This is a genomic window from Sphingomonas liriopis, assembly GCF_024211255.1.
GTDB classification, from domain to species: domain Bacteria; phylum Pseudomonadota; class Alphaproteobacteria; order Sphingomonadales; family Sphingomonadaceae; genus Sphingomonas; species Sphingomonas liriopis.
On record NZ_JAMLDY010000004.1, the window covers coordinates 14,004 to 32,113 of the forward strand.

At 66.7% G+C, this 18,110-nt stretch carries 14 protein-coding genes; 8 read left to right on the forward strand and 6 right to left on the reverse strand.

The genetic code is table 11. From position 1 onward, the window contains the following. Positions 1–168 precede the first annotated feature (168 nt). Entirely contained in the window at positions 169–534 is a 366-nt protein-coding gene (locus M9979_RS03790) for a hypothetical protein (protein ID WP_254288007.1), read from the forward strand. A 195-nt stretch (positions 535–729) separates the two neighbouring features. Here M9979_RS03790 and M9979_RS03795 read toward each other — a convergent pair whose 3' ends face one another. The 3 genes from M9979_RS03795 to M9979_RS03805 all read right to left on the reverse strand — a co-directional run bounded on the left by M9979_RS03795 (position 730) and on the right by M9979_RS03805 (position 4,348). Beyond that, positions 730–1,527 (reverse strand): DUF72 domain-containing protein, encoded by a 798-nt coding sequence (locus tag M9979_RS03795; protein ID WP_254288008.1) that lies wholly within the window; start codon positions 1,525–1,527, stop codon positions 730–732. Beyond that, positions 1,524–2,753, reverse strand: a complete 1,230-nt coding sequence (locus M9979_RS03800; protein ID WP_254288009.1) for an NAD(P)/FAD-dependent oxidoreductase — start codon at positions 2,751–2,753, stop codon at positions 1,524–1,526. The genes M9979_RS03795 and M9979_RS03800 overlap by 4 nt, the downstream gene beginning before the upstream one ends. Positions 2,754–2,941: 188 nt before the next feature. Then, positions 2,942–4,348 (reverse strand): helix-turn-helix domain-containing protein, encoded by a 1,407-nt coding sequence (locus M9979_RS03805; RefSeq protein ID WP_254288010.1) that lies wholly within the window; start codon positions 4,346–4,348, stop codon positions 2,942–2,944. A gap of 95 nt (positions 4,349–4,443) precedes the next feature. Here M9979_RS03805 and M9979_RS03810 point away from each other — a divergent pair, with 95 nt between their 5' ends. From M9979_RS03810 to M9979_RS03840, 7 genes are all read left to right on the forward strand, one after another. After that, positions 4,444–5,970 (forward strand): acyl-CoA carboxylase subunit beta, encoded by a 1,527-nt coding sequence (locus M9979_RS03810; RefSeq protein WP_254288011.1) that lies wholly within the window; start codon positions 4,444–4,446, stop codon positions 5,968–5,970. A gap of 102 nt (positions 5,971–6,072) precedes the next feature. Continuing rightward, on the forward strand, positions 6,073–6,363 hold the full coding sequence (locus tag M9979_RS03815; protein WP_254288012.1) for a GIY-YIG nuclease family protein: 291 nt from the start codon (positions 6,073–6,075) through the stop codon (positions 6,361–6,363). A 105-nt stretch (positions 6,364–6,468) separates the two neighbouring features. After that, a complete protein-coding gene (mce, locus tag M9979_RS03820) occupies positions 6,469–6,888 on the forward strand; it encodes a methylmalonyl-CoA epimerase (RefSeq protein WP_254288013.1) in 420 nt (139 codons plus the stop codon). Continuing rightward, the gene (gene scpA, locus M9979_RS03825) at positions 6,875–9,082 is read left to right on the forward strand and encodes a methylmalonyl-CoA mutase (protein WP_254288014.1); all 2,208 of its coding nucleotides are present in this window, start codon (positions 6,875–6,877) and stop codon (positions 9,080–9,082) included. Before mce ends, scpA begins: the two co-directional genes overlap by 14 nt. After that, positions 9,079–9,462 carry a lysozyme inhibitor LprI family protein gene (locus M9979_RS03830; RefSeq protein ID WP_254288015.1) on the forward strand — a complete coding sequence of 128 codons (384 nt, stop codon included), beginning with the start codon at positions 9,079–9,081 and terminating at the stop codon, positions 9,460–9,462. The genes scpA and M9979_RS03830 overlap by 4 nt, the downstream gene beginning before the upstream one ends. Then, on the forward strand, positions 9,459–10,496 hold the full coding sequence (bioB, locus tag M9979_RS03835) for a biotin synthase BioB (protein WP_254288016.1): 1,038 nt from the start codon (positions 9,459–9,461) through the stop codon (positions 10,494–10,496). Before M9979_RS03830 ends, bioB begins: the two co-directional genes overlap by 4 nt. A 244-nt stretch (positions 10,497–10,740) precedes the next feature. Then, positions 10,741–12,834, forward strand: coding sequence for an acetyl-CoA carboxylase biotin carboxylase subunit (locus M9979_RS03840; RefSeq protein ID WP_254288200.1), 2,094 nt, complete (start codon positions 10,741–10,743; stop codon positions 12,832–12,834). A gap of 254 nt (positions 12,835–13,088) precedes the next feature. Here the strand turns inward: M9979_RS03840 and M9979_RS03845 are convergent, their stop codons facing one another. The 3 genes from M9979_RS03845 to M9979_RS03855 form a co-directional block, all read right to left on the reverse strand. After that, the gene (locus tag M9979_RS03845) at positions 13,089–14,510 is read right to left on the reverse strand and encodes an aldehyde dehydrogenase family protein (RefSeq protein ID WP_254288201.1); all 1,422 of its coding nucleotides are present in this window, start codon (positions 14,508–14,510) and stop codon (positions 13,089–13,091) included. A 33-nt stretch (positions 14,511–14,543) separates the two neighbouring features. After that, the gene (locus M9979_RS03850) at positions 14,544–15,707 is read right to left on the reverse strand and encodes an alpha-hydroxy-acid oxidizing protein (protein ID WP_254288017.1); all 1,164 of its coding nucleotides are present in this window, start codon (positions 15,705–15,707) and stop codon (positions 14,544–14,546) included. 72 nt (positions 15,708–15,779) lie between these two features. Further along, positions 15,780–18,086 carry a TonB-dependent receptor gene (locus tag M9979_RS03855; RefSeq protein WP_254288018.1) on the reverse strand — a complete coding sequence of 769 codons (2,307 nt, stop codon included), beginning with the start codon at positions 18,084–18,086 and terminating at the stop codon, positions 15,780–15,782. Positions 18,087–18,110: the final 24 nt, after the last annotated feature.

An 18,110-nucleotide genomic window follows, 5' to 3' on the forward strand; every position in this document is an offset into this window, starting at 1 on the left:
CCCACCTCCGTTCGCCCTGAGCCTGTCGAAGGGCCGCTGTCCCCAAGCGTTATACTCGCGGCCAGCGGGGCTTCGACACGCTCGGCCCGAACGCAGGGACCAACCGCCGGTTCATGCCTCCGTCAGCCACGCGCCCGTATCGGCGGCATCTCACCCGGAGCACCGCCGATGTCGCGTAAGACCCTGATCGCCCTCGCTATTACCCTTGGCCTTGCCGCGCCCGCGTCCGCCGCGATGACCGTGGGCACCTTCCTCGCCAAGGCCGCGCCGCTGCGCGCCAATCCCTTCACCGCACTGACCAATCCCGATTACCCGGTGCTCAAGGCGGAAGCCGATGCCGCCACCCGCCAATTGCGTGCCGAGGGCGCCGCGCGCGTCGCCGCCGGCAAGACCCCGATCGCCTGCATGCCCGAGGGCGAGACGATCGGCATCCTCCAGATGCTCGGCGGGCTCGACGCGCTCTCGCCGGCGGAAAAGAAGCTGCCGCTCAAGGACGGCTACGTCCGGGTGCTGGCGAAGACCTATCCGTGCTGACCGCCTGCGCGGTGTTGGACCGTCGCCCGCGGTAAGCCGCGCCGAACCGCGGGTTGCAGCATGGCGCTGTCCTACACGCCGGCCGCCAGCTAGGACTTACGACCCGATTCGCGCTCTTTCTCATCATGACCGGATGCGAAACGACGGAAGTCGATCGTTTCGATCAAGGTGTCCATGTTGTCCATGTCGGCGCGATCAGCGGGACGTCGTTACCCGCTCGATCAGCGCCATCGCACCGTGCGGCGCCCGCACCTTGGCGCCGTTGATGAAGAAGACGAACGTATCGCGCTGCGCCTTGGCCGGTGCCTCCGCGGTGACATAGGGCAGCCCCTCCGGCCGTCCCCCCGCCTGCCACGTCCTTGCCGCGTGCGCCCAGTCGTCGAGCCGCGCGGGCGTATAGCCCTTGGGATGCGCCTCCTCGGCATTCTCCAGCCGGGCGTAGACGAAGTCGGCGGTGACGTCGGCAAGTCCCGGATAGTCGGCCGAATCGGCATAGACGATCGCGACCCCCGCATCGCGCGCCATCGCGACGAAGGCGGGATCGGCGAAGCTCTCGTGCCTCACCTGCACCGCATGGCGCAGCGCCACGCCATCATGGCTGGCCGGCAGCAGCTTGAGGAACGCGCGCATGTCGTCGGGGTCGAATTTCTTGGTGGCCATGAACTGCCACAGGATCGGCCCGAGCCGGTCGCCGAGCTCGACGATCCCCTGTCCGACAAAGCGTTCGATCGATTCGCCCGCCTCGGCCAGCACCTTGCGGTTGGTGGCATAGCGCGACGCCTTCACCGCGAAGACGAAGCCGTCGGGCACGCTCTTCGCCCAATTGGCGAAGCTCGCCGGCTTGAAGCTCGAATAATAGGTGCCGTTGATCTCGATGGCGGTCAGCTGCGACGCGGCATATTCCAGTTCGCGCTTCTGCGGCCATTTGTCGGGATAGAAGGTCCCGCGCCACGGCTCGTAGGTCCAGCCGCCGATGCCGATGCGGATGGTCATGCCATCACCTCCTTGAGCGGGATGCCCACATCGGCGAGCCGGTCGCGATCCGGCGCCGCGCCGGCGACGACCAGTGCGCGGCCCTGCACATAATCCCTGGTCGCATTGACGCAGTCGAGCGCGATCACCTGCCCGCCGCGCAGATAGACGAGCGAGAAGCTGCGGCTCGCGATATCGCCGCGCACCACGCAATCGTCGTGCCCGGTCGACAGGCCGACGGTCTGCAACCGCAGGTCGTACTGGTTCGACCAGAACCACGGCACCGCATGATAGTCGATCGGCGTGCCGAGGATCGCCTTGGCGACCACCGTCGCTTGGTCGTTGGCATTCTGCACCGATTCGAGCCTGATCCGCGCGCCGTCGGCGAAGGTGTTCTTATGCGCCGCACAGTCACCGATGGCGAAGATATGCGGCAGGCTGGTCCGGCATTGCGCATCGACGTCGACACCGTTGCCCCCGGCAGCACCCGCGTCGAGCAGCGGCTGCACCGCCGGCACGATGCCGATGCCGACGATCACCATGTCGGCGGGCAAGGTCTCGCCATCGGCGAGCGTCACGCCGCACGCCTTGCCATCCGCCTCGGCGATACACGACACCCCGACGCCCAGACGGACATCGACGCCATGCGCGCGATGCTCCCCCTCGTAGAAGCGCGACAGCGGTTCGCCGGCGACACGTGCGAGCACGCGCGGCAGCGCCTCCAGCACCGTCACCTGTTTGCCGAACTTGGCGAGCACCGCGGCCGCCTCCAGCCCGATATAGCCGCCGCCGATCACCACGACCCGGCTGACGTCGGGCAGCTCGGCGATCATCCGATCGACATCGGCGCGGGTGCGGACGCCATGGACGCCGATGAGGTCGTGCCCCGAACAGGTCAGCCGCCGCGGACTGCCCCCGGTCGCCCAGACCAGCTCGCTATAACCGATCGTCTCGCCGTCATCGGTGGTCACGGTGCGCACAGCGGGATCGACCGCGACGACGCGGCGGCCGAGCCGCATCGCCACCTGTCGTTCTTCCCAAAAGGCGGGCGGGCGCAGCAGGATGCGCTCGAACGGCTTGTCGCCCGACAGATAGTCCTTCGACAGCGGCGGGCGTTCGTAGGGCAGGTCGGGTTCGTCGCCGACGATGGCGATGCTGCCGGCGAACTTGCCCGCGCGCAGCGCGATGGCCGCCTGTGCGCCACCGTGGCCGGCACCGACGATGACGACGTCGTAATGGGACTGCACGCTCTATCCTCCCGCTTTTCGCCTTCCTGCCGGAGTCACGGTGTTTGGGAAACCCCTCCCCGACCGATGGGGCACTCCCTCTTTCCGTTCGGGCCGAGCCTGTCGAAGCCCCCTCTCCTCACACGCTTCGCTGGCGGAGAGCACCCTTCGATAGGCCGAGGGCGAACGGGAGTGTGGAGAAGAGGGTCTCAATCGAACGCATACGGCACGATCGCCCGCCGATCGGGATCGACCAGCAATTCGCGCCCCGCCGGCGGAAAGGCGCGCTGGTCGCAGTCGCGGCGCGGACAGATGCGGCACGACGGGCCGATCGGCGTCGCGCTGTCCGCGCCCGACAGGTCAAGCCCGTCGCCATAAACAAACGCGCCGGCATGCTCGACCTCGCATCCCAGCACCACCGCATAGCGGCGCGGGGTGCGGCGGTAGCTCGACGTCGCCTTCACCAGCCCCTTGGCCATCGACACGTAGCGGGCGCCGTCGGGCATCTCGGCGACCTGGACGAGGATGCGGTCGGAGATCGCCACCGCCTCATGCGCGACCCATAGCGGACAGGCACCGCCATATTGCGCGAACTGCAACCGCGTCGCCGAATGCCGCTTGGTAATGTTGCCCGCCATGTCGATGCGGCAGAAGAAGAACGGCACGCCGGGCAGCCCCGGCCGCTGCAACGTCGACAGCCGGTGACACACCTGTTCGAAGCTCACCCCGAAGCGCTGGCGCAAGGCATCGACATCGTGCCGCCGTGCCCGCGCCTCGGCGCGGAAGCGCGCATAGGGCATCAGCAGCGCCCCCGCGCCATAATTGGCGAGGCCGACGCGCAGCAACTCGCGCGCCGCCTCCGATCGCAACGGCGCATCGGCGACGATCCCTTCGATCAGCGCATTCGCCTCCAGCCGGATCAGCTGGTGCGCCAGCTGGAAATGCCGCGTCTCGATCGGCTGCGCGCCGTCGATCGTCAGCGTCCCCGCCGCGGCGTCATAGGCGCGCAAGGGGGCGGCGATGCCGTCGTCGATCACCCGCACCGCGTGCGCCGCCTGCAACCGGTCGACCAATGCCCGCGCCGGCGGCAGCGCCTCCGCCAGCGCCTCGGCGAAGCGGTCGAGCGGGTCGATGTAATTGCCGCTCGCCTGGAACCAGTCGCGCACCTCCTCCCACGGCAGCAGGTGCGGCTGGCTCCCCTGCGCATCGACGCGATCGTCGAGCACGCGCAATTGCTCCTGCGAGCGGCGCAGCGCGGCGTGGAGCGCGATCATCCGCCGCGCCACCAGCGGCTGCTGCTTGAGGCCGCGCAGCACGTCGGCCTCGTCGAGCAACCCTGCCGGCACCGACGGATCGGTTCCCGCCTCCAGCGCCGCCACCAGCGCGGCGCTGTCGTCCTCGGGCGCGATCTCGACCCAGTCGAGCGGAAAGGCGCGCGCCAGCGCCCCCAGCACGCCGCCGGTGATCGGCCGGTCGCCGCTCTCGATCTGCGACAGGTAGCTGGTCGAGATGCCGATCCGCCGGCTCAGGCCGGTCTGGCTGAGCGATAGCCGCGCGCGCAGATCGCGCACCCGGTCTCCGGCGAAGAGGCGCGCGCGCGGTGGATGCTGGGCCATGCCCCCTCCTACTTTGCAAAACCGCCCGTTGCAATTTTGCAAAACCACAGTTGCGAGCACAGGCTAGGATTGGCGATGAAGAGGCAGGAGAGTGTATGTCATCGACACTAAGCGAACTCGAACGCCGCCGATCCGCTGCCAGAGCGGGTGGCGGCGCAAAACGCGTCGCCGCGCAGCACGCCAAGGGCAAGCTCACCGCGCGCGAACGGCTCGAGATCCTGCTCGACGAGGGATCGTTCGAAGAGATCGACATGTACGTCGAGCACAATTGCGTCGATTTCGGCATGGCGGATCAGGTGATCCCCGGCGACGGCGTCGTCACCGGCAGCGGCACGATCAACGGTCGGCTGGTCTATGTCTTCAGCCAGGATTTCACCGTCTTCGGCGGCAGCCTGTCCGAACGTCACGCGCAGAAGATCTGCAAGGTGATGGACACCGCGATGAAGGTCGGCGCGCCGGTGATCGGGCTCAACGACAGCGGCGGCGCGCGCATCCAGGAGGGCGTCGCCAGCCTTGGCGGCTATGCCGAGGTGTTCCAGCGCAACGTGCTGGCGAGTGGCGTGGTGCCGCAACTCTCGCTCATCATGGGGCCGTGCGCCGGCGGCGCGGTCTATTCGCCGGCAATGACCGACTTCATCTTCATGGTGAAGGATTCGAGCTACATGTTCGTCACCGGCCCCGACGTGGTCAAGACGGTGACCAACGAAGTGGTGACGCAGGAGGCGCTTGGCGGCGCGGTGACGCACACGACCAAGACGAGCGTCGCGGACAATGCGTTCGAGAACGATATCGAGGCGCTGCTGGCGGCGCGCGACTTCATCGACTTCCTGCCTGCGTCGAACCGCGAGGCGGTCCCCGAGCGCCCGACCGCGGATGCGTGGGACCGGCTGGAACCGAGCCTCGATACGCTGGTGCCGGCGAGCGCCAACCAGCCCTACGACATGCACGAGTTGATCCGGAAGGTCGTCGACGAGAGCGACTTCTTCGAGACGCAGCCGGCGCATGCGGGCAACATCATCACCGGTTTCGGCCGGATCGAGGGGCGCACGGTCGGCTTCGTCGCCAACCAGCCGATGGTGCTCGCCGGCGTGCTCGACATCAACAGCTCGAAGAAGGCGGCGCGGTTCGTACGCTTCTGCGACGCGTTCGAGATCCCGATCGTCACCTTCGTCGACGTGCCGGGCTTCCTGCCCGGAACGAGCCAAGAGCATAACGGCATCATCAAGCACGGCGCCAAATTGCTGTTCGCCTATGCCGAGGCGACGGTCCCGAAGATCACCGTCATCACGCGCAAAGCCTATGGCGGCGCCTACGACGTGATGGCGTCCAAGCACCTGCGCGGAGACTTGAATTACGCCTGGCCGACCGCCGAGATCGCGGTGATGGGCGCCAAGGGCGCGGTCGAGATCATCTTCCGTGGCCGCACCCCTGAAGAGATCGCCGAACGCACCGCCGAATACGAAGCCCGCTTCGCCAACCCCTTCGTCGCGGCGAGCAAGGGCTTCATCGACGAGGTGATCCAGCCGCACTCCACCCGCCGCCGCATCGCGCTGGGCCTGCGGAAGCTCAAGGGCAAGAGCCTCGAGAATCCGTGGAAGAAGCATGACAACATCCCGCTCTGATCTCCCCGTCATTGCGCGCGTAGCGAAGCAATCCAGGGCGTCCGGGCATGGAGCTCTGGATTGCTTCGCTCCGTTCGCAATGACGAACGAAGGGCTCGAGTGATGCAGCCCGCGATCTATATGATGGTCAGCGGTCGCAACGGGACGATCTATGTCGGCGTGACGTCGAACCTGCCGCGCCGGGCGTGGGAACACCGCGAGGGGATCATCGACGGCTTCACCAAACGCTACGGCTGCAAGCTGCTCGTCTGGTTCGAAGCCGCCGACACGATGGAAGCCGCGATCCTGCGCGAAAAGCAGCTCAAGGCCGGATCGCGCGCGAAGAAGATCGCGTTGATCGAGGCGATGAACCCGCTGTGGCACGATCTGTACAAGCAGATCGCGCATGGCTGAGACACACATCTACGCCGTCGTTGCGAGCGTAGCGAAGCAATCCAGAGTCGCGCGCGCTGCCCTGGATTGCTTCGCTACGCTCGCAACGACGGGAGGAGAGTACGCATGACCCTCGGTCGGCTCAACCATGTCGGCGTTGCGACGCCGTCGATCGCAAAGTCGATCGAGACCTACCGCATCCTGCTCGGCGCAGCTGCGATCGGCGAACCGTTCGACCTGCCCGCGCAGGGCGTGAAGGTGTGCTTCATCGACACGCCCAACACGCAGATCGAGTTGATCGAGCCGTATGACGACGCCTCGCCCATCGCCAGTTTCCTCGCCAAGAACCCGGCGGGCGGGCAGCATCACGTCTGTTTCGAGGTGGCCGACATCCACGCCGCGATCGCCGATCTCAAGGCCAAGGGCGCCCGCGTGCTCGGTGAACCCCGCATCGGCGCGCATGGCACGCCGATCGTATTCGTCCACCCCAAGGACATGGGCGGCGTGCTCGTCGAATTGATGGAGACGCCGCATGGCGATCATTGAGACCAACACCGGCGAAGACAGCGGCGCGGCCCCCGCTCTGCCCGCCGCCCCCGAACCGACGCCGCAGCCGAGCCTTGCCGACTGGCAGGCCGCGGCGGCAAAGGAGGTGAAGGGCAAGGATCTGACGTGGCACACGCCCGAAGGGATCGCCGTCAAGCCGCTCTACACCGCCGAGGATGCTCCGGTGGACCCCGGCTTGCCCGGCTTCGCGCCGTTCACCCGTGGCGTCCGCGCATCGATGTACGCCGGGCGGCCATGGACGATCCGCCAGTACGCCGGCTTCTCGACCGCGGAGGAATCGAACGCCTTTTACCGCCGCAACCTCGCCGCGGGGCAGAAGGGGCTGTCGGTCGCCTTCGATCTCGCGACCCACCGCGGCTACGACAGCGACCATCCGCGCGTCACCGGCGACGTCGGCAAGGCGGGCGTCGCGATCGACAGCGTCGAAGACATGAAGATCCTGTTCGACGGCATCCCGCTCGACCAGATGAGCGTCAGCATGACGATGAACGGCGCGGTGATCCCGATCCTCGCCTTCTTCATCGTCGCCGGCGAAGAACAGGGCGTCGATCGCCGCTTGCTCGACGGGACCATCCAGAACGACATCCTCAAGGAGTTCATGGTCCGCAACACCTATATCTACCCGCCCGAACCGAGCATGCGGATCATCAGCGACATCTTCGGCTACACGTCGCGCGAGATGCCCAAGTTCAACAGCATCTCGATCAGCGGTTATCACATGCAGGAGGCGGGGGCGACGCAGCTCCACGAGCTCGCCTTCACCATCGCCGACGGCATGGAATATGTGAAATACGGCGTCGCCTCCGGCCTCGACATCGACAAGTTCGCCGGACGCCTGTCGTTCTTCTTCGCGATCGGCATGAACTTCTTCATGGAGATCGCCAAGCTGCGCGCCGCGCGCGTGCTCTGGCATCGCGCGATGACGCAATTGGGCGCGAAGGACGAACGCTCCAAGATGCTGCGCACGCATTGCCAGACGAGCGGCGTGTCGCTGACCGAGCAGGACCCCTACAACAACGTCATGCGCACGACGATCGAGGCGATGGCGGCGATGCTGGGGGGCACCCAGTCGCTGCACACCAACGCGCTCGACGAGGCGATCGCGCTGCCGACCGACTTCTCCGCCCGCATCGCGCGCAACACGCAGATCGTCATTCAGGAAGAGACCGGGATGACCAAGGTCGTCGATCCGCTCGGCGGCTCCTACTATGTCGAGAGCCTGACGCAGAGCCTCGTCGATGGCGCGTGGGAGATCATCGAGCGGGTACAGGCCGAGGGCGGCATGGCCAAGGCGGTCGCCGCCGGCTGGCCGAAGGCGATGATCGAGGAAGCCTCCGCAGCGCGCGCCGCGAGGGTCGACCGCGGCGAGGACGTGATCGTCGGCGTCAACAAATACCGTAAGGCGGACGAAGACCCGATCGACATCCTCGACGTCGACAACGTCGCGGTTCGCGAGGCGCAGATCCGCCGCATCGAACGGGTGAAGGCGACGCGCGACGAAGCGGCCTGCCGGGCGGCACTGGATGCGCTGCGCGAAGGCGCGCGCGGCACGGAGAATCTCCTGGCGCTCGCCGTCGACGCAGCCCGTGCCCGCGCAACGCTCGGCGAGATCAGCAGCGCGATGGAGGACGTCTTCGGCCGCTTCGGCACGCAGCCGACGCCGGTGAAGGGCATCTACGGCGGCGCCTATACCGACGACGCACGCTGGTCGCGACTCGAGGAGGGCGTCGCCGCGACGGAACGTCGGCTGGGGCGCAAACCCCGCATGCTCGTCGCCAAGATGGGGCAGGACGGCCACGATCGTGGTGCCAACCTCGTCAGCTCCATGTTCGGCGATCTGGGGTTCGAGGTCGTCCCCGGCCCCCTCTTCCAGACGCCGAAGGAAGCCGCGGTCCTTGCGTTGGAGAGCGACGTCGACGTCGTCGGCGCCTCCAGCCTCGCCGCCGGACACAAGACGCTGATCCCCGAACTGATCGGTCACCTGCGCGATGCCGGCCGTGCCGACATCAAGGTGATCGCCGGCGGCGTCATCCCGGCGCAGGATTATCAGGCGCTGCGCGATGCCGGCGTGCAGGCGATCTTCGGCCCCGGCACCAACCTCATCAAGGCGGCGGAGGATGTGCTACGGCTGCTCGGCCACAACATGCCCCCGCAGGAAGAGGCCGCGGAATGATCCGGTCGACGATAGTCGTCGCCGCGCTGCTGATCGCCACGCCCGCCGTCGCACAGACGCAGGCGCAGATGAACCGGCAGGCCGGCGCGCAATATACGGCCGCCGACGCCGCGATGACGCGCGCCTGGCAGCGCACCTATGCCGCGATGAAGCGCCGCGACGCCGCCGACACGTCGCGCGGCGGCGGCTTCGGCTACGCCGTGGCGACGCTCGCCAGCCAGCGCGCCTGGCTCGCCTTTCGCGACACGCAATGCGTCATCGAGGGCGGGGAATATGCGGGCGGATCGATGCAGCCGATGGTACGGGCGCAATGCCTCGCGCGGCTGACGCGCGAGCGGACGACGCAATTGAAGCACATGATGTGGCAGCGGGGACGATGAACGCTTTTAACACCGGGTCACAGCCGGCGCCGGTCGGCGCCGGCGAGGTACGCAACGACTGGACCCGCGACGAGATCGCCGCGCTGTTCGACCTGCCGTTCGACGAGCTGATGTGGCAGGCGCAGGGTGTCCACCGCGCGCACCACGCGCCGGGCCAGGTCCAGCTGTCGACGCTGCTGTCGATCAAGACCGGAGGCTGCCCGGAGGATTGCGGCTATTGCTCGCAGTCGGTCAGCGCCGACAGCGGCGTCAAGGCGACCAAGCTGATGGACGTGCGCGCGGTGCTGCAGGCGGCGGCGCAGGCCAAGGACAATGGCTCGACCCGCTTCTGCATGGGCGCGGCGTGGCGCAACCCCAAGGACCGCGACATGGGCGCGATCGTCCAGATGGTCGAGGGCGTGCGCGGCATGGGGCTCGAGACGTGCATGACGCTCGGCATGCTGGAGCCGCACCAGGCGAAGCAGCTCGCCGCCGCGGGCCTCGATTACTACAACCACAACATCGACACCTCGCCCGAACGCTATGCGGACGTCATCACGACGCGGACGTTCCAGGAGCGGCTGGATACACTCGACGCGGTGCGCTCGGCGGGGATCAACGTCTGCTGCGGCGGCATCGTCGGCATGGGCGAGACGCGCGATGATCGCGTCGGCTTCGTCCACGCGCTCGCCACCCTGCCGGAGCATCCCGGCAGCGTGCCGGTCAACGCGCTGGTGCCAGTCAAGGGCACCGTGCTCGGCGACATGCTCGCCGACACGCCGCTCGCCAGGATCGACGAGATCGAATTCGTCCGCACCGTCGCCGTCGCGCGCATCACCATGCCCGACAGCATGGTCCGCCTGTCGGCAGGGCGCGAGAGCATGTCGGAATCGACGCAGGCTTTGTGCTTCATGGCGGGTGCCAATTCGATCTTCACCGGCGACAAACTGCTCACCGCGGGCAACGCCGGCGACGACAAGGACGCCGCGCTGTTCGCGAAGCTGGGCGTGACGCCGATGGCGGCGGAATGCCGGCTGGCCGAGGCGGCGGAGTGAGTTTTAGTGACCGACCCACGGTGTCTCCCAGAGCAAGGGTCGGTTGCTTGGCTTATGGCATTATCGGCGCGTTCGTAGTGCTAGCGGTCGGTTTTGGAACCACTATGGGCGACCCTGCACCCCCGTTACCGGGTTTGCCTCGTCCTCATAGCGGAGCAGTTCGCTTCTTCGCTTTTCCGCTCTCACTCTTCCTGTTTGTAGCTGGGGGCGTGATTCTCGCTTGGCTCGTGACGAGAGACAAATACTGATGTTCAAGAAAATCCTGGTCGCCAATCGCGGCGAGATCGCCTGCCGCGTGTTCCGCACCGCAAAGCGGATGGGGATCAAGACCGTCGCGGTCTATTCCGACGCCGACGCGCGCGCGCCGCACGTGCTGATGGCGGACGAGGCGGTGCGCCTGGGGCCGGCACCCGCCGCCGAAAGCTACCTCAAGGCCGAGCTGATCCTGCTCGCCGCCAAGGAAACGGGCGCGGACTGCATCCATCCCGGCTACGGCTTCCTGTCCGAACGCGAGAGCTTCGCGCGCGCCTGCGCCGACGCCGGCATCGCCTTCGTCGGCCCGCCCCCCAAGGCGATCGCGGCGATGGGCGACAAGATCGAATCGAAGAAGCTCGCCAAACAGGCGGGGGTCAACGTCGTCCCCGGTTTCCTCGGCGAGATCGCCGACACCGACGAGGCGGTGCGGATCGCCAGCGACATCGGCTATCCGGTGATGATGAAGGCCTCGGCCGGCGGCGGCGGCAAGGGTATGCGCCTCGCCTACAGCGAGCAGGACGTGCGCGAAGGGTTCGAGGCGACCAAGCGCGAAGGCCTCGCCAGCTTCGGCGACGACCGCGTCTTCATCGAGAAGTTCATCGAAAGCCCACGCCATATCGAGATCCAGGTGCTCGGCGACCAGCACGGCAATATCCTGTACCTCAACGAGCGCGAATGCTCGATCCAGCGCCGCCACCAGAAGGTGGTCGAGGAGGCCCCCTCCCCCTTCGTCACGCCGGCGATGCGGAAAGCGATGGGCGAACAGGCGGTCGCGCTCGCCCGCGCTGTCGGCTATTACAGCGCCGGCACGGTCGAGCTGATCGTCTCGGGCGCGGATACCACGGGGCAGGGCTTCTACTTCCTCGAGATGAACACCCGGCTGCAAGTCGAGCATCCGGTGACCGAGGAGATCACCGGCCTCGACCTCGTCGAGCAGATGATCCGCGTCGCCGCCGGCGAGCCGCTCTCGATCCGCCAAGATCAGGTCGGCATCCACGGCTGGTCGATCGAGAACCGGGTGTACGCGGAGGACCCGTATCGCGGCTTCCTGCCGAGCATCGGCCGGCTGGTGCGGTACAATCCGCCACTTCCCACACCACCGTCACCCCAGCGAACGCCGGGGTCTTCCGCCGGGGAAGCGGGTGGCCCGAACGGGGAGGTCCCAGCTTTCGCTGGGGCGACGGGTCTTGACCACGACGCCCCCCGCATCCGTGTCGACGACGGCGTGGCCGAGGGCGGCGAGGTCAGCATGTTCTACGACCCGATGATCGCCAAGCTGGTCACCTGGGCACCGACGCGCGAAGCCGCGATCGATGCGCAGATCGCCGCGCTGGACGCGTTCGAGATCGAGGGGCCGGGCACCAATATCGACTTCCTGTCGGCGCTGATGCAGCACCCGCGCTTCCGCTCGGGCGCGATCACCACCGGCTTCATCGCGGAGGAATATCCCGACGGCTTCCACGGCGCCCCTGCCGACGCCGGCCTGCTGCGCGATCTCGCCGGAATCGCCGCCTTCGCCGCCACCGCGCACGCCGATCGCGCGCGGCGGATCGACGGGCAGCTCGGCCACCGCCTGCAGCCGCCGCATCGCTGGACGGTGCGGATCGGCGGCAGCGATCATGACGTCGACGTCGCGACCGACGGCATCGCGGTCGATGGCGAGGGCCTCGAGCTCGCGCTCGAATATACCCCCGGCGACCGGATGGTCGAGGCGGAGATCGGCGAGGACGCGCACCTCAGCGTCCGCATCGCGCCGGTGCCCGGCGGCTTCCGCCTGACGACGCGCGGCGCAAGCCATGTCGCACGCGTGCTGCCCGCGCATGTCGCGCCCTATGCGCAGCATCTGATCGAGAAGGTGCCGCCCGACCTGTCGCGCTTCCTGATCGCGCCGATGCCCGGCCTGCTCGTCCGCCTGGACGTCGCCGCCGGCGATGCGATCGAGGCCGGCCAGCCGCTCGCGGTGGTCGAAGCGATGAAGATGGAAAACATCCTGCGCGCCGAGAAATCGGGGCGGGTCAAGTCCGTCTCGGCGGCGACGGGCGACAGCCTGGCGGTCGACCAGATCATCCTCGAGCTGGAATGAGGTGAGGATCGCCGGGGCGTATCGTCCCGGCGGTTGGGCATGGGTGGGAATTGCAGTTGAACAACGCACGCGGCCCGGCAAAGCCGTGCCGTCGACACGACGCTGAAGCGTCGTCGGCCGTGTGTTCGCTGAAACGTTGGTTAGACTAGCAAGCCATCCCGACGTGTTCTGCTCCGTACAGCCGCGCAGATCCGAATGGATCGCCGATCGGTTGGCCAGCAGGCCAGAGGGTGCAATTCGGGATGCCCCGAATTCTATACGTCGCCGGCGACGACCTTGATTTCCGTGAAGTCGGCGATGCCGAATCGCCCGCCCTCGCGGCCGTTGCCCGACTGGCCGAAGCCGCCGAACGGTGTCGGGCCCACCGTTGCCCAGCTGTTGATCGTCACCATCCCCGCGCGGATGCGTCGTGCCACCGGCATGGCGGCTTTCGGATCGCCCGAGATCGCCGAAGACAGGCCGAAGACCGTATCATTGGCCAGCATGATCGCTTCGTCCAGATCACCATAGGTCGTGACGGTCGCGACCGGCCCGAAGACCTCTTCGCGAAAAATCCGCATCGCCGGGGTCACATCGGCCAGCAACGTCGGCTGCACGTAATAGCCGCGGTCGAATCCATCGGGACGCCCGAGGCCGCCGACGACGAGCCGCGCCCCGTCGGCCAGCGCCGACCGGATCAGTTCCTGGATCTTGTCATACTGGTTGGCATTCACCACCGGGCCGATATGCATCCCCGCCTCGTCGGACGCGCCGACGGGCGTAGCGGAGAAGATCTGCGCGGCGACCGCGATCGCGGCCTGGCTGTCGCCTTCCTGCACCAGCAGCCGGGTCGGCGCGATGCAGCTCTGCCCGCTATTGGCAAGCACCCCCTGCAGGGTGGCCGGCAATACCCGTGTCATATCGGCGCCCGGCAGGACGAGATTGGCGCCCTTGCCGCCCAATTCCTGATGGACGCGCTTGACCGTCACCGCCGCCGACCGCGCCACCAGGATACCGGCGCGGGTCGAACCGGTGAAGCTGACCATGTCGATCCCGGGGTGCGCGGCGATCGCTGCTCCGACGCCCGCGCCATCGCCGTTGACGAGATTGAACACGCCGACCGGAACGCCGGCACCTTCCAGAATTTCCGCCAGGACCACAGCGCAGCCGGGCGCCTCTTCCGACGGCTTGAGGATCATCGTGTTGCCGGCAGCTAGAGCGGCCGCGACTTTGGCGCAAATCTGATTCAGCGGCCAGTTCCACGGCGTGATCATACCGACGACGCCGATCGGTTCGTGGAGAACGAGCGCCCCCGCAACGGTTTCCTCGAAGACGAATGCACGCAACGCATCCAGCGTACCCGCAAACTGTCCCAGCCCGGCCGGAACCTGGGCGGCTTGCGCAAAGGAGATCGGCGCGCCCATCTCTTCGCTGACGGCGGCCGCGAGATCGCTGGCGCGCGCCTGATATTCGGCCATGATCCGCTTGAGCAGAAGGATGCGCTCCGCGACGGTCGTGGCGGCATAGGCCGGAAACGCGCCGCGCGCGGCATCGACGGCCGCGTCCACATCGGCTCCGTTGCCCAGCGTCAGAACCGCGACCGGAACCTCGCTCGCCGGATTGATGACGGAATAGGTATCGCGCCCATTCGATTCCCGCCAGGCTCCACCGATGAAATGCCTGCTATAACGTCGCATCATTGTCTCCAAGAAATCCGGATCGGGTGGGATTCAGCGTGGCACGGCGCCAGCCGCGCGCACGTCCGCCAGCGTCGGCAGGCCGTTGACCGCCATCAGCAGGTCCGCCTCCGCCAGCAGGCAGCGCAGCACGTGCGCGCATCCGGCCGCGCCGCCGAGGGCCAGGCCATAGCTGTACGGCCGCCCCACCCCCACCGCCGTCGCGCCGAGCGCCAGCGCCTTGACGATATCGGTGCCCGACCGGATGCCGGAATCGAACAGCACCGGCACGCGGCCGTCGACCGACGCGACCACGCCGGGCAGCATGTCGATCGCGGCGATGCCGCCATTGGCCTGCCGCCCGCCGTGATTGGAGCAATAGACCGCGTCCGCCCCCTCGTCGATTGCGCGACGCGCATCGTCGGGGTGGCAGATGCCCTTCAGCACGATCGGCAGACGGGTCACCGATCGGAGCCAAGCGATATCCTCCCAGACCAGCACCTTGCCGAAGGTGCCGGCCCACAGGCCAACGGCGGCGCGCATGTCCTGTTCGGGTGGATGGCCGAGCATCGCGCGAAAGCGCGGATCGACCAGGTAATTGGTGAGGACATGCCCACGGAGCTGCGGGAAATTGGACGCGTTCAGGTCGCGTGGTCGCCAGCCCGTCACCCAGGTGTCGAGGGTGACGACGATCGCCGCATAGCCCGCCGCTTCCGCCCGCGCGATCAGGCTTTCGGCCAGCCCGCGGTCGCGTGGGGTATAGAGCTGGAAGAAGGCCGGCGTATCCCCGCACGCGGCGCGCACGTCCTCCAGCGGATCGCTGGCGAGCGTGGAGGCGCACAGCGGCACGCCGGTTTCCGCCGCCGCCCGCGCCGCCGCCAGGTCGCCGTGGCCATCCTGCGTCATCAGCCCGGTGACGCCGATCGGCGCCATGAAGAGGGGCGAGGGTAGATCGGCACCGAACAGCGTCACCGACAGGTCGCGCTTCGCCGTATCGACCAGCATGCGCGGCACCATCCCCCAGCGCCCGAACGCTGCGACATTGTCGTCCTGCGTATGCTCGTCGCCGCAGCCGCCCTGGACATAGGACAATACCGACGGCGGAAGTGCCGCGGCCGCCCGCGCTTCCAGCGTGGCGAAATCGACCGGCAGAGCGGGCATCACGCCCGACAGGCCGGCGAGATAGATCCGCGTCTGATAGTCCCCGAACTGGGTCATTTCCGTGCCTCTCCCGCAAAAATCCGGTCCCGGTCCGACTCGCGCGGTTTTCGTGACCGATCGGACGGACGCCTAGAACTTGTAGCGCACTTCCCCGCCGATGAACCGCGGTGCGCCCTGCATCGGCTGCACGAACCCGAACGGGGATATCGCGTTGAACGTATAGGTCGAATATCGCGTCTTCGTCAGGTTCTTCGCGAACACGGCAATATCGTAGCGGCCGATGGTATAGCCCGCGCGGGCGCCGACCAGCCAATATGCGGGCTGTGCACTGTAGGGATCGTTAGTGCTGTCGTAATATTGATGGCTCTTGTAGCTGCCCGTCGCCTGCAGATCGATCGCGCCCGGCCCCGCCGGGAACGTGTAATCGGCCTGGAGGAAGGTCGAGAAATGCGGCGAATAGGAGAGCTGGTTGCCGGCCAGGCTCGGCGTCCCCGGCACCTTGACGTCGAACGCGTCGATCTTGGCGTTCAGCAGGCCAAACTGGCTGGTCAGGGTCAGCCCCTCCACCGGTCGGACGATCAACTCGACGTCGGCGCCGATATTGTGGACCTTGCGAGCACTGGTCAGCGAATTGACCGGCCCGTTCGCCGTCGGCACTAGCGCGAACGTCTGGAGATTGCGGTAATCCGTATAGAAGCCGGCGATGTTGAACGTTACGCGGTTGTCAAGGAAGCTCGATTTCAGGCCGATCTCATAGGCGGTATCGGTCTCGGGCTTGACCGGGATAACCTGCGCGGCGGCCTGGATCGGATCGACGCTGAGGAAACCGCCGTTATAGGCCCCGCTCTTGAAGCCGGTGGTGACCGTTGCATAGGTCATGACGCCGGGGCGGATATGATAGTTCGCGCCCAGCTTGAACGAAAAATTGCTGTCGTTCAGCTTCGGGATGACGGCGCCGGCGGGCAGCAGCGACACCGGCGTGCCGAAATGGTCCATCCCGCCCTGCTGATAGGCGATCATCCCGGCATATTGAAAACTCCGGTTTTCATGCGTGATGCGGCCGCCGCCGATCAGTTTGAGCTTCGGCGTCAGATCATATTCGAGCTGCGTATAGGCGGCATAGGCGTCGGTGAGCTGATGGCTGCGATCCGTCTGAATATTGGCGATCCCGTCGCCCGCCCCCGCCCCGAACAGTTGATCGTAATCGAGCAAGCTTCCGAGCGGCTGGTCTTGGCGCAGCGATTCGTGAAGGAAATAGAGGCCCGCCGTCCATTGCAGATCGCCATCCTTATGGGATGCCTTCAACTCCTGCGTCACCGTCTTGTTGCTTGATCCATAACTGATTTCGAGGATCCGGCGGGGCGACGAATCGCTGTCTTCGGGAACGAATTTCTTGGTATATTGGAACGAGGTGATCGAGGTGAGGTCGGCAAAGCCTGCCTCATAGTCGAGGCGGAAGATGGCGTTGAAATTGTCGATCCGCGTCTTGCCAGCCACATTGTACGATCCGTTGTAGAAGCTCGGCTGGGTATAGCCGAAGAGATCGACGCAACGATTGGCGTAGACCTGCGCCACCGGGCAAGCGGTGGGGTTCCCCGCGGCGAGCGACGCCGGGTCGAAGGCACCAAGATGACCGTATTTGGCGGCGCGCGTCCGAACCTGGCCGCCGCTCACGATCAGCAGCGCCGTCAGATTCGGCGCGATACGATATTGCAGCTGGCCGCGCAGCGCATAGTCGTTCGCCCCGTTTTCATGCGTATCGGTCAGGAAGTTGTAGGAATAGCCCTGCGAATAATTCTTCACGAATGACAGCCGGCCGTTCAGATCGTCGGCGATCCGGCCACCGATCGCGCCTTCCACCTTCACCGTGTCGAACGAGCCGTAGGACGCCTCGAGATAACCCTCGGTCTTCTCGGTCGGACGCGCACTGATGAAATTGATCGCGCCGCCGCTGGTGTTGCGGCCGTACAGCGTGCCTTGCGGCCCCTTCAGCACCTCGATCCGCTGCAGGTCGAAGGTCGCGAAGCTCTGCGAACTCGGTGAGCTGAGATAGGCGTCGTCGACGTAGATGGCGATCGGGCCGGCGTTGTTGGTATTGTTATCGTTCAGTCCGATCCCGCGCACGGTGATCGTCGGCTGACTCCCGGGCCCCTGCGACAGGGCGATGTTCACGTTGGGCGTGACGTTGCCGAGGTCGGCGCTCGAGCGGATGTCGAGCTTGTTGATCTTGTCGCTCGAGAAGGCGTTTATCGAGATCGGCACGTCTTGCAGCCGTTCGCTGCGGCGCTGCGCGGTGACGACGATATCGTCGGGAGTAGATTGCGCCGGCGCAGGGGCGGCAGGCGCCGTCTCCTGAGCAAGGGCGGGGCCGGCGAACATGCCGGCGAGCAGCGCGATGCTGCCGGTGGATCCGAACCATGTGACTGACCGCGCCATAGTGCCTCCCTGATTAGAACTTTT

What these genes read in the sequence shown, in the direction of transcription:
- M9979_RS03790 (WP_254288007.1), top strand. Translation starts at nt 169, where the DNA reads ATGTCGCGTAAGACCCTGATCGCCCTCGCTATTACCCTTGGCCTTGCC.
- M9979_RS03795 (WP_254288008.1), bottom strand. Translation starts at nt 1,527, where the DNA reads ATGACCATCCGCATCGGCATCGGCGGCTGGACCTACGAGCCGTGGCGC.
- M9979_RS03805 (WP_254288010.1), bottom strand. Translation starts at nt 4,348, where the DNA reads ATGGCCCAGCATCCACCGCGCGCGCGCCTCTTCGCCGGAGACCGGGTG.
- M9979_RS03810 (WP_254288011.1), top strand. Translation starts at nt 4,444, where the DNA reads ATGTCATCGACACTAAGCGAACTCGAACGCCGCCGATCCGCTGCCAGA.
- M9979_RS03815 (WP_254288012.1), top strand. Translation starts at nt 6,073, where the DNA reads ATGCAGCCCGCGATCTATATGATGGTCAGCGGTCGCAACGGGACGATC.
- mce (WP_254288013.1), top strand. Translation starts at nt 6,469, where the DNA reads ATGACCCTCGGTCGGCTCAACCATGTCGGCGTTGCGACGCCGTCGATC.
- scpA (WP_254288014.1), top strand. Translation starts at nt 6,875, where the DNA reads ATGGCGATCATTGAGACCAACACCGGCGAAGACAGCGGCGCGGCCCCC.
- M9979_RS03830 (WP_254288015.1), top strand. Translation starts at nt 9,079, where the DNA reads ATGATCCGGTCGACGATAGTCGTCGCCGCGCTGCTGATCGCCACGCCC.
- bioB (WP_254288016.1), top strand. Translation starts at nt 9,459, where the DNA reads ATGAACGCTTTTAACACCGGGTCACAGCCGGCGCCGGTCGGCGCCGGC.
- M9979_RS03845 (WP_254288201.1), bottom strand. Translation starts at nt 14,510, where the DNA reads ATGCGACGTTATAGCAGGCATTTCATCGGTGGAGCCTGGCGGGAATCG.
- M9979_RS03850 (WP_254288017.1), bottom strand. Translation starts at nt 15,707, where the DNA reads ATGACCCAGTTCGGGGACTATCAGACGCGGATCTATCTCGCCGGCCTG.
- M9979_RS03855 (WP_254288018.1), bottom strand. Translation starts at nt 18,086, where the DNA reads ATGGCGCGGTCAGTCACATGGTTCGGATCCACCGGCAGCATCGCGCTG.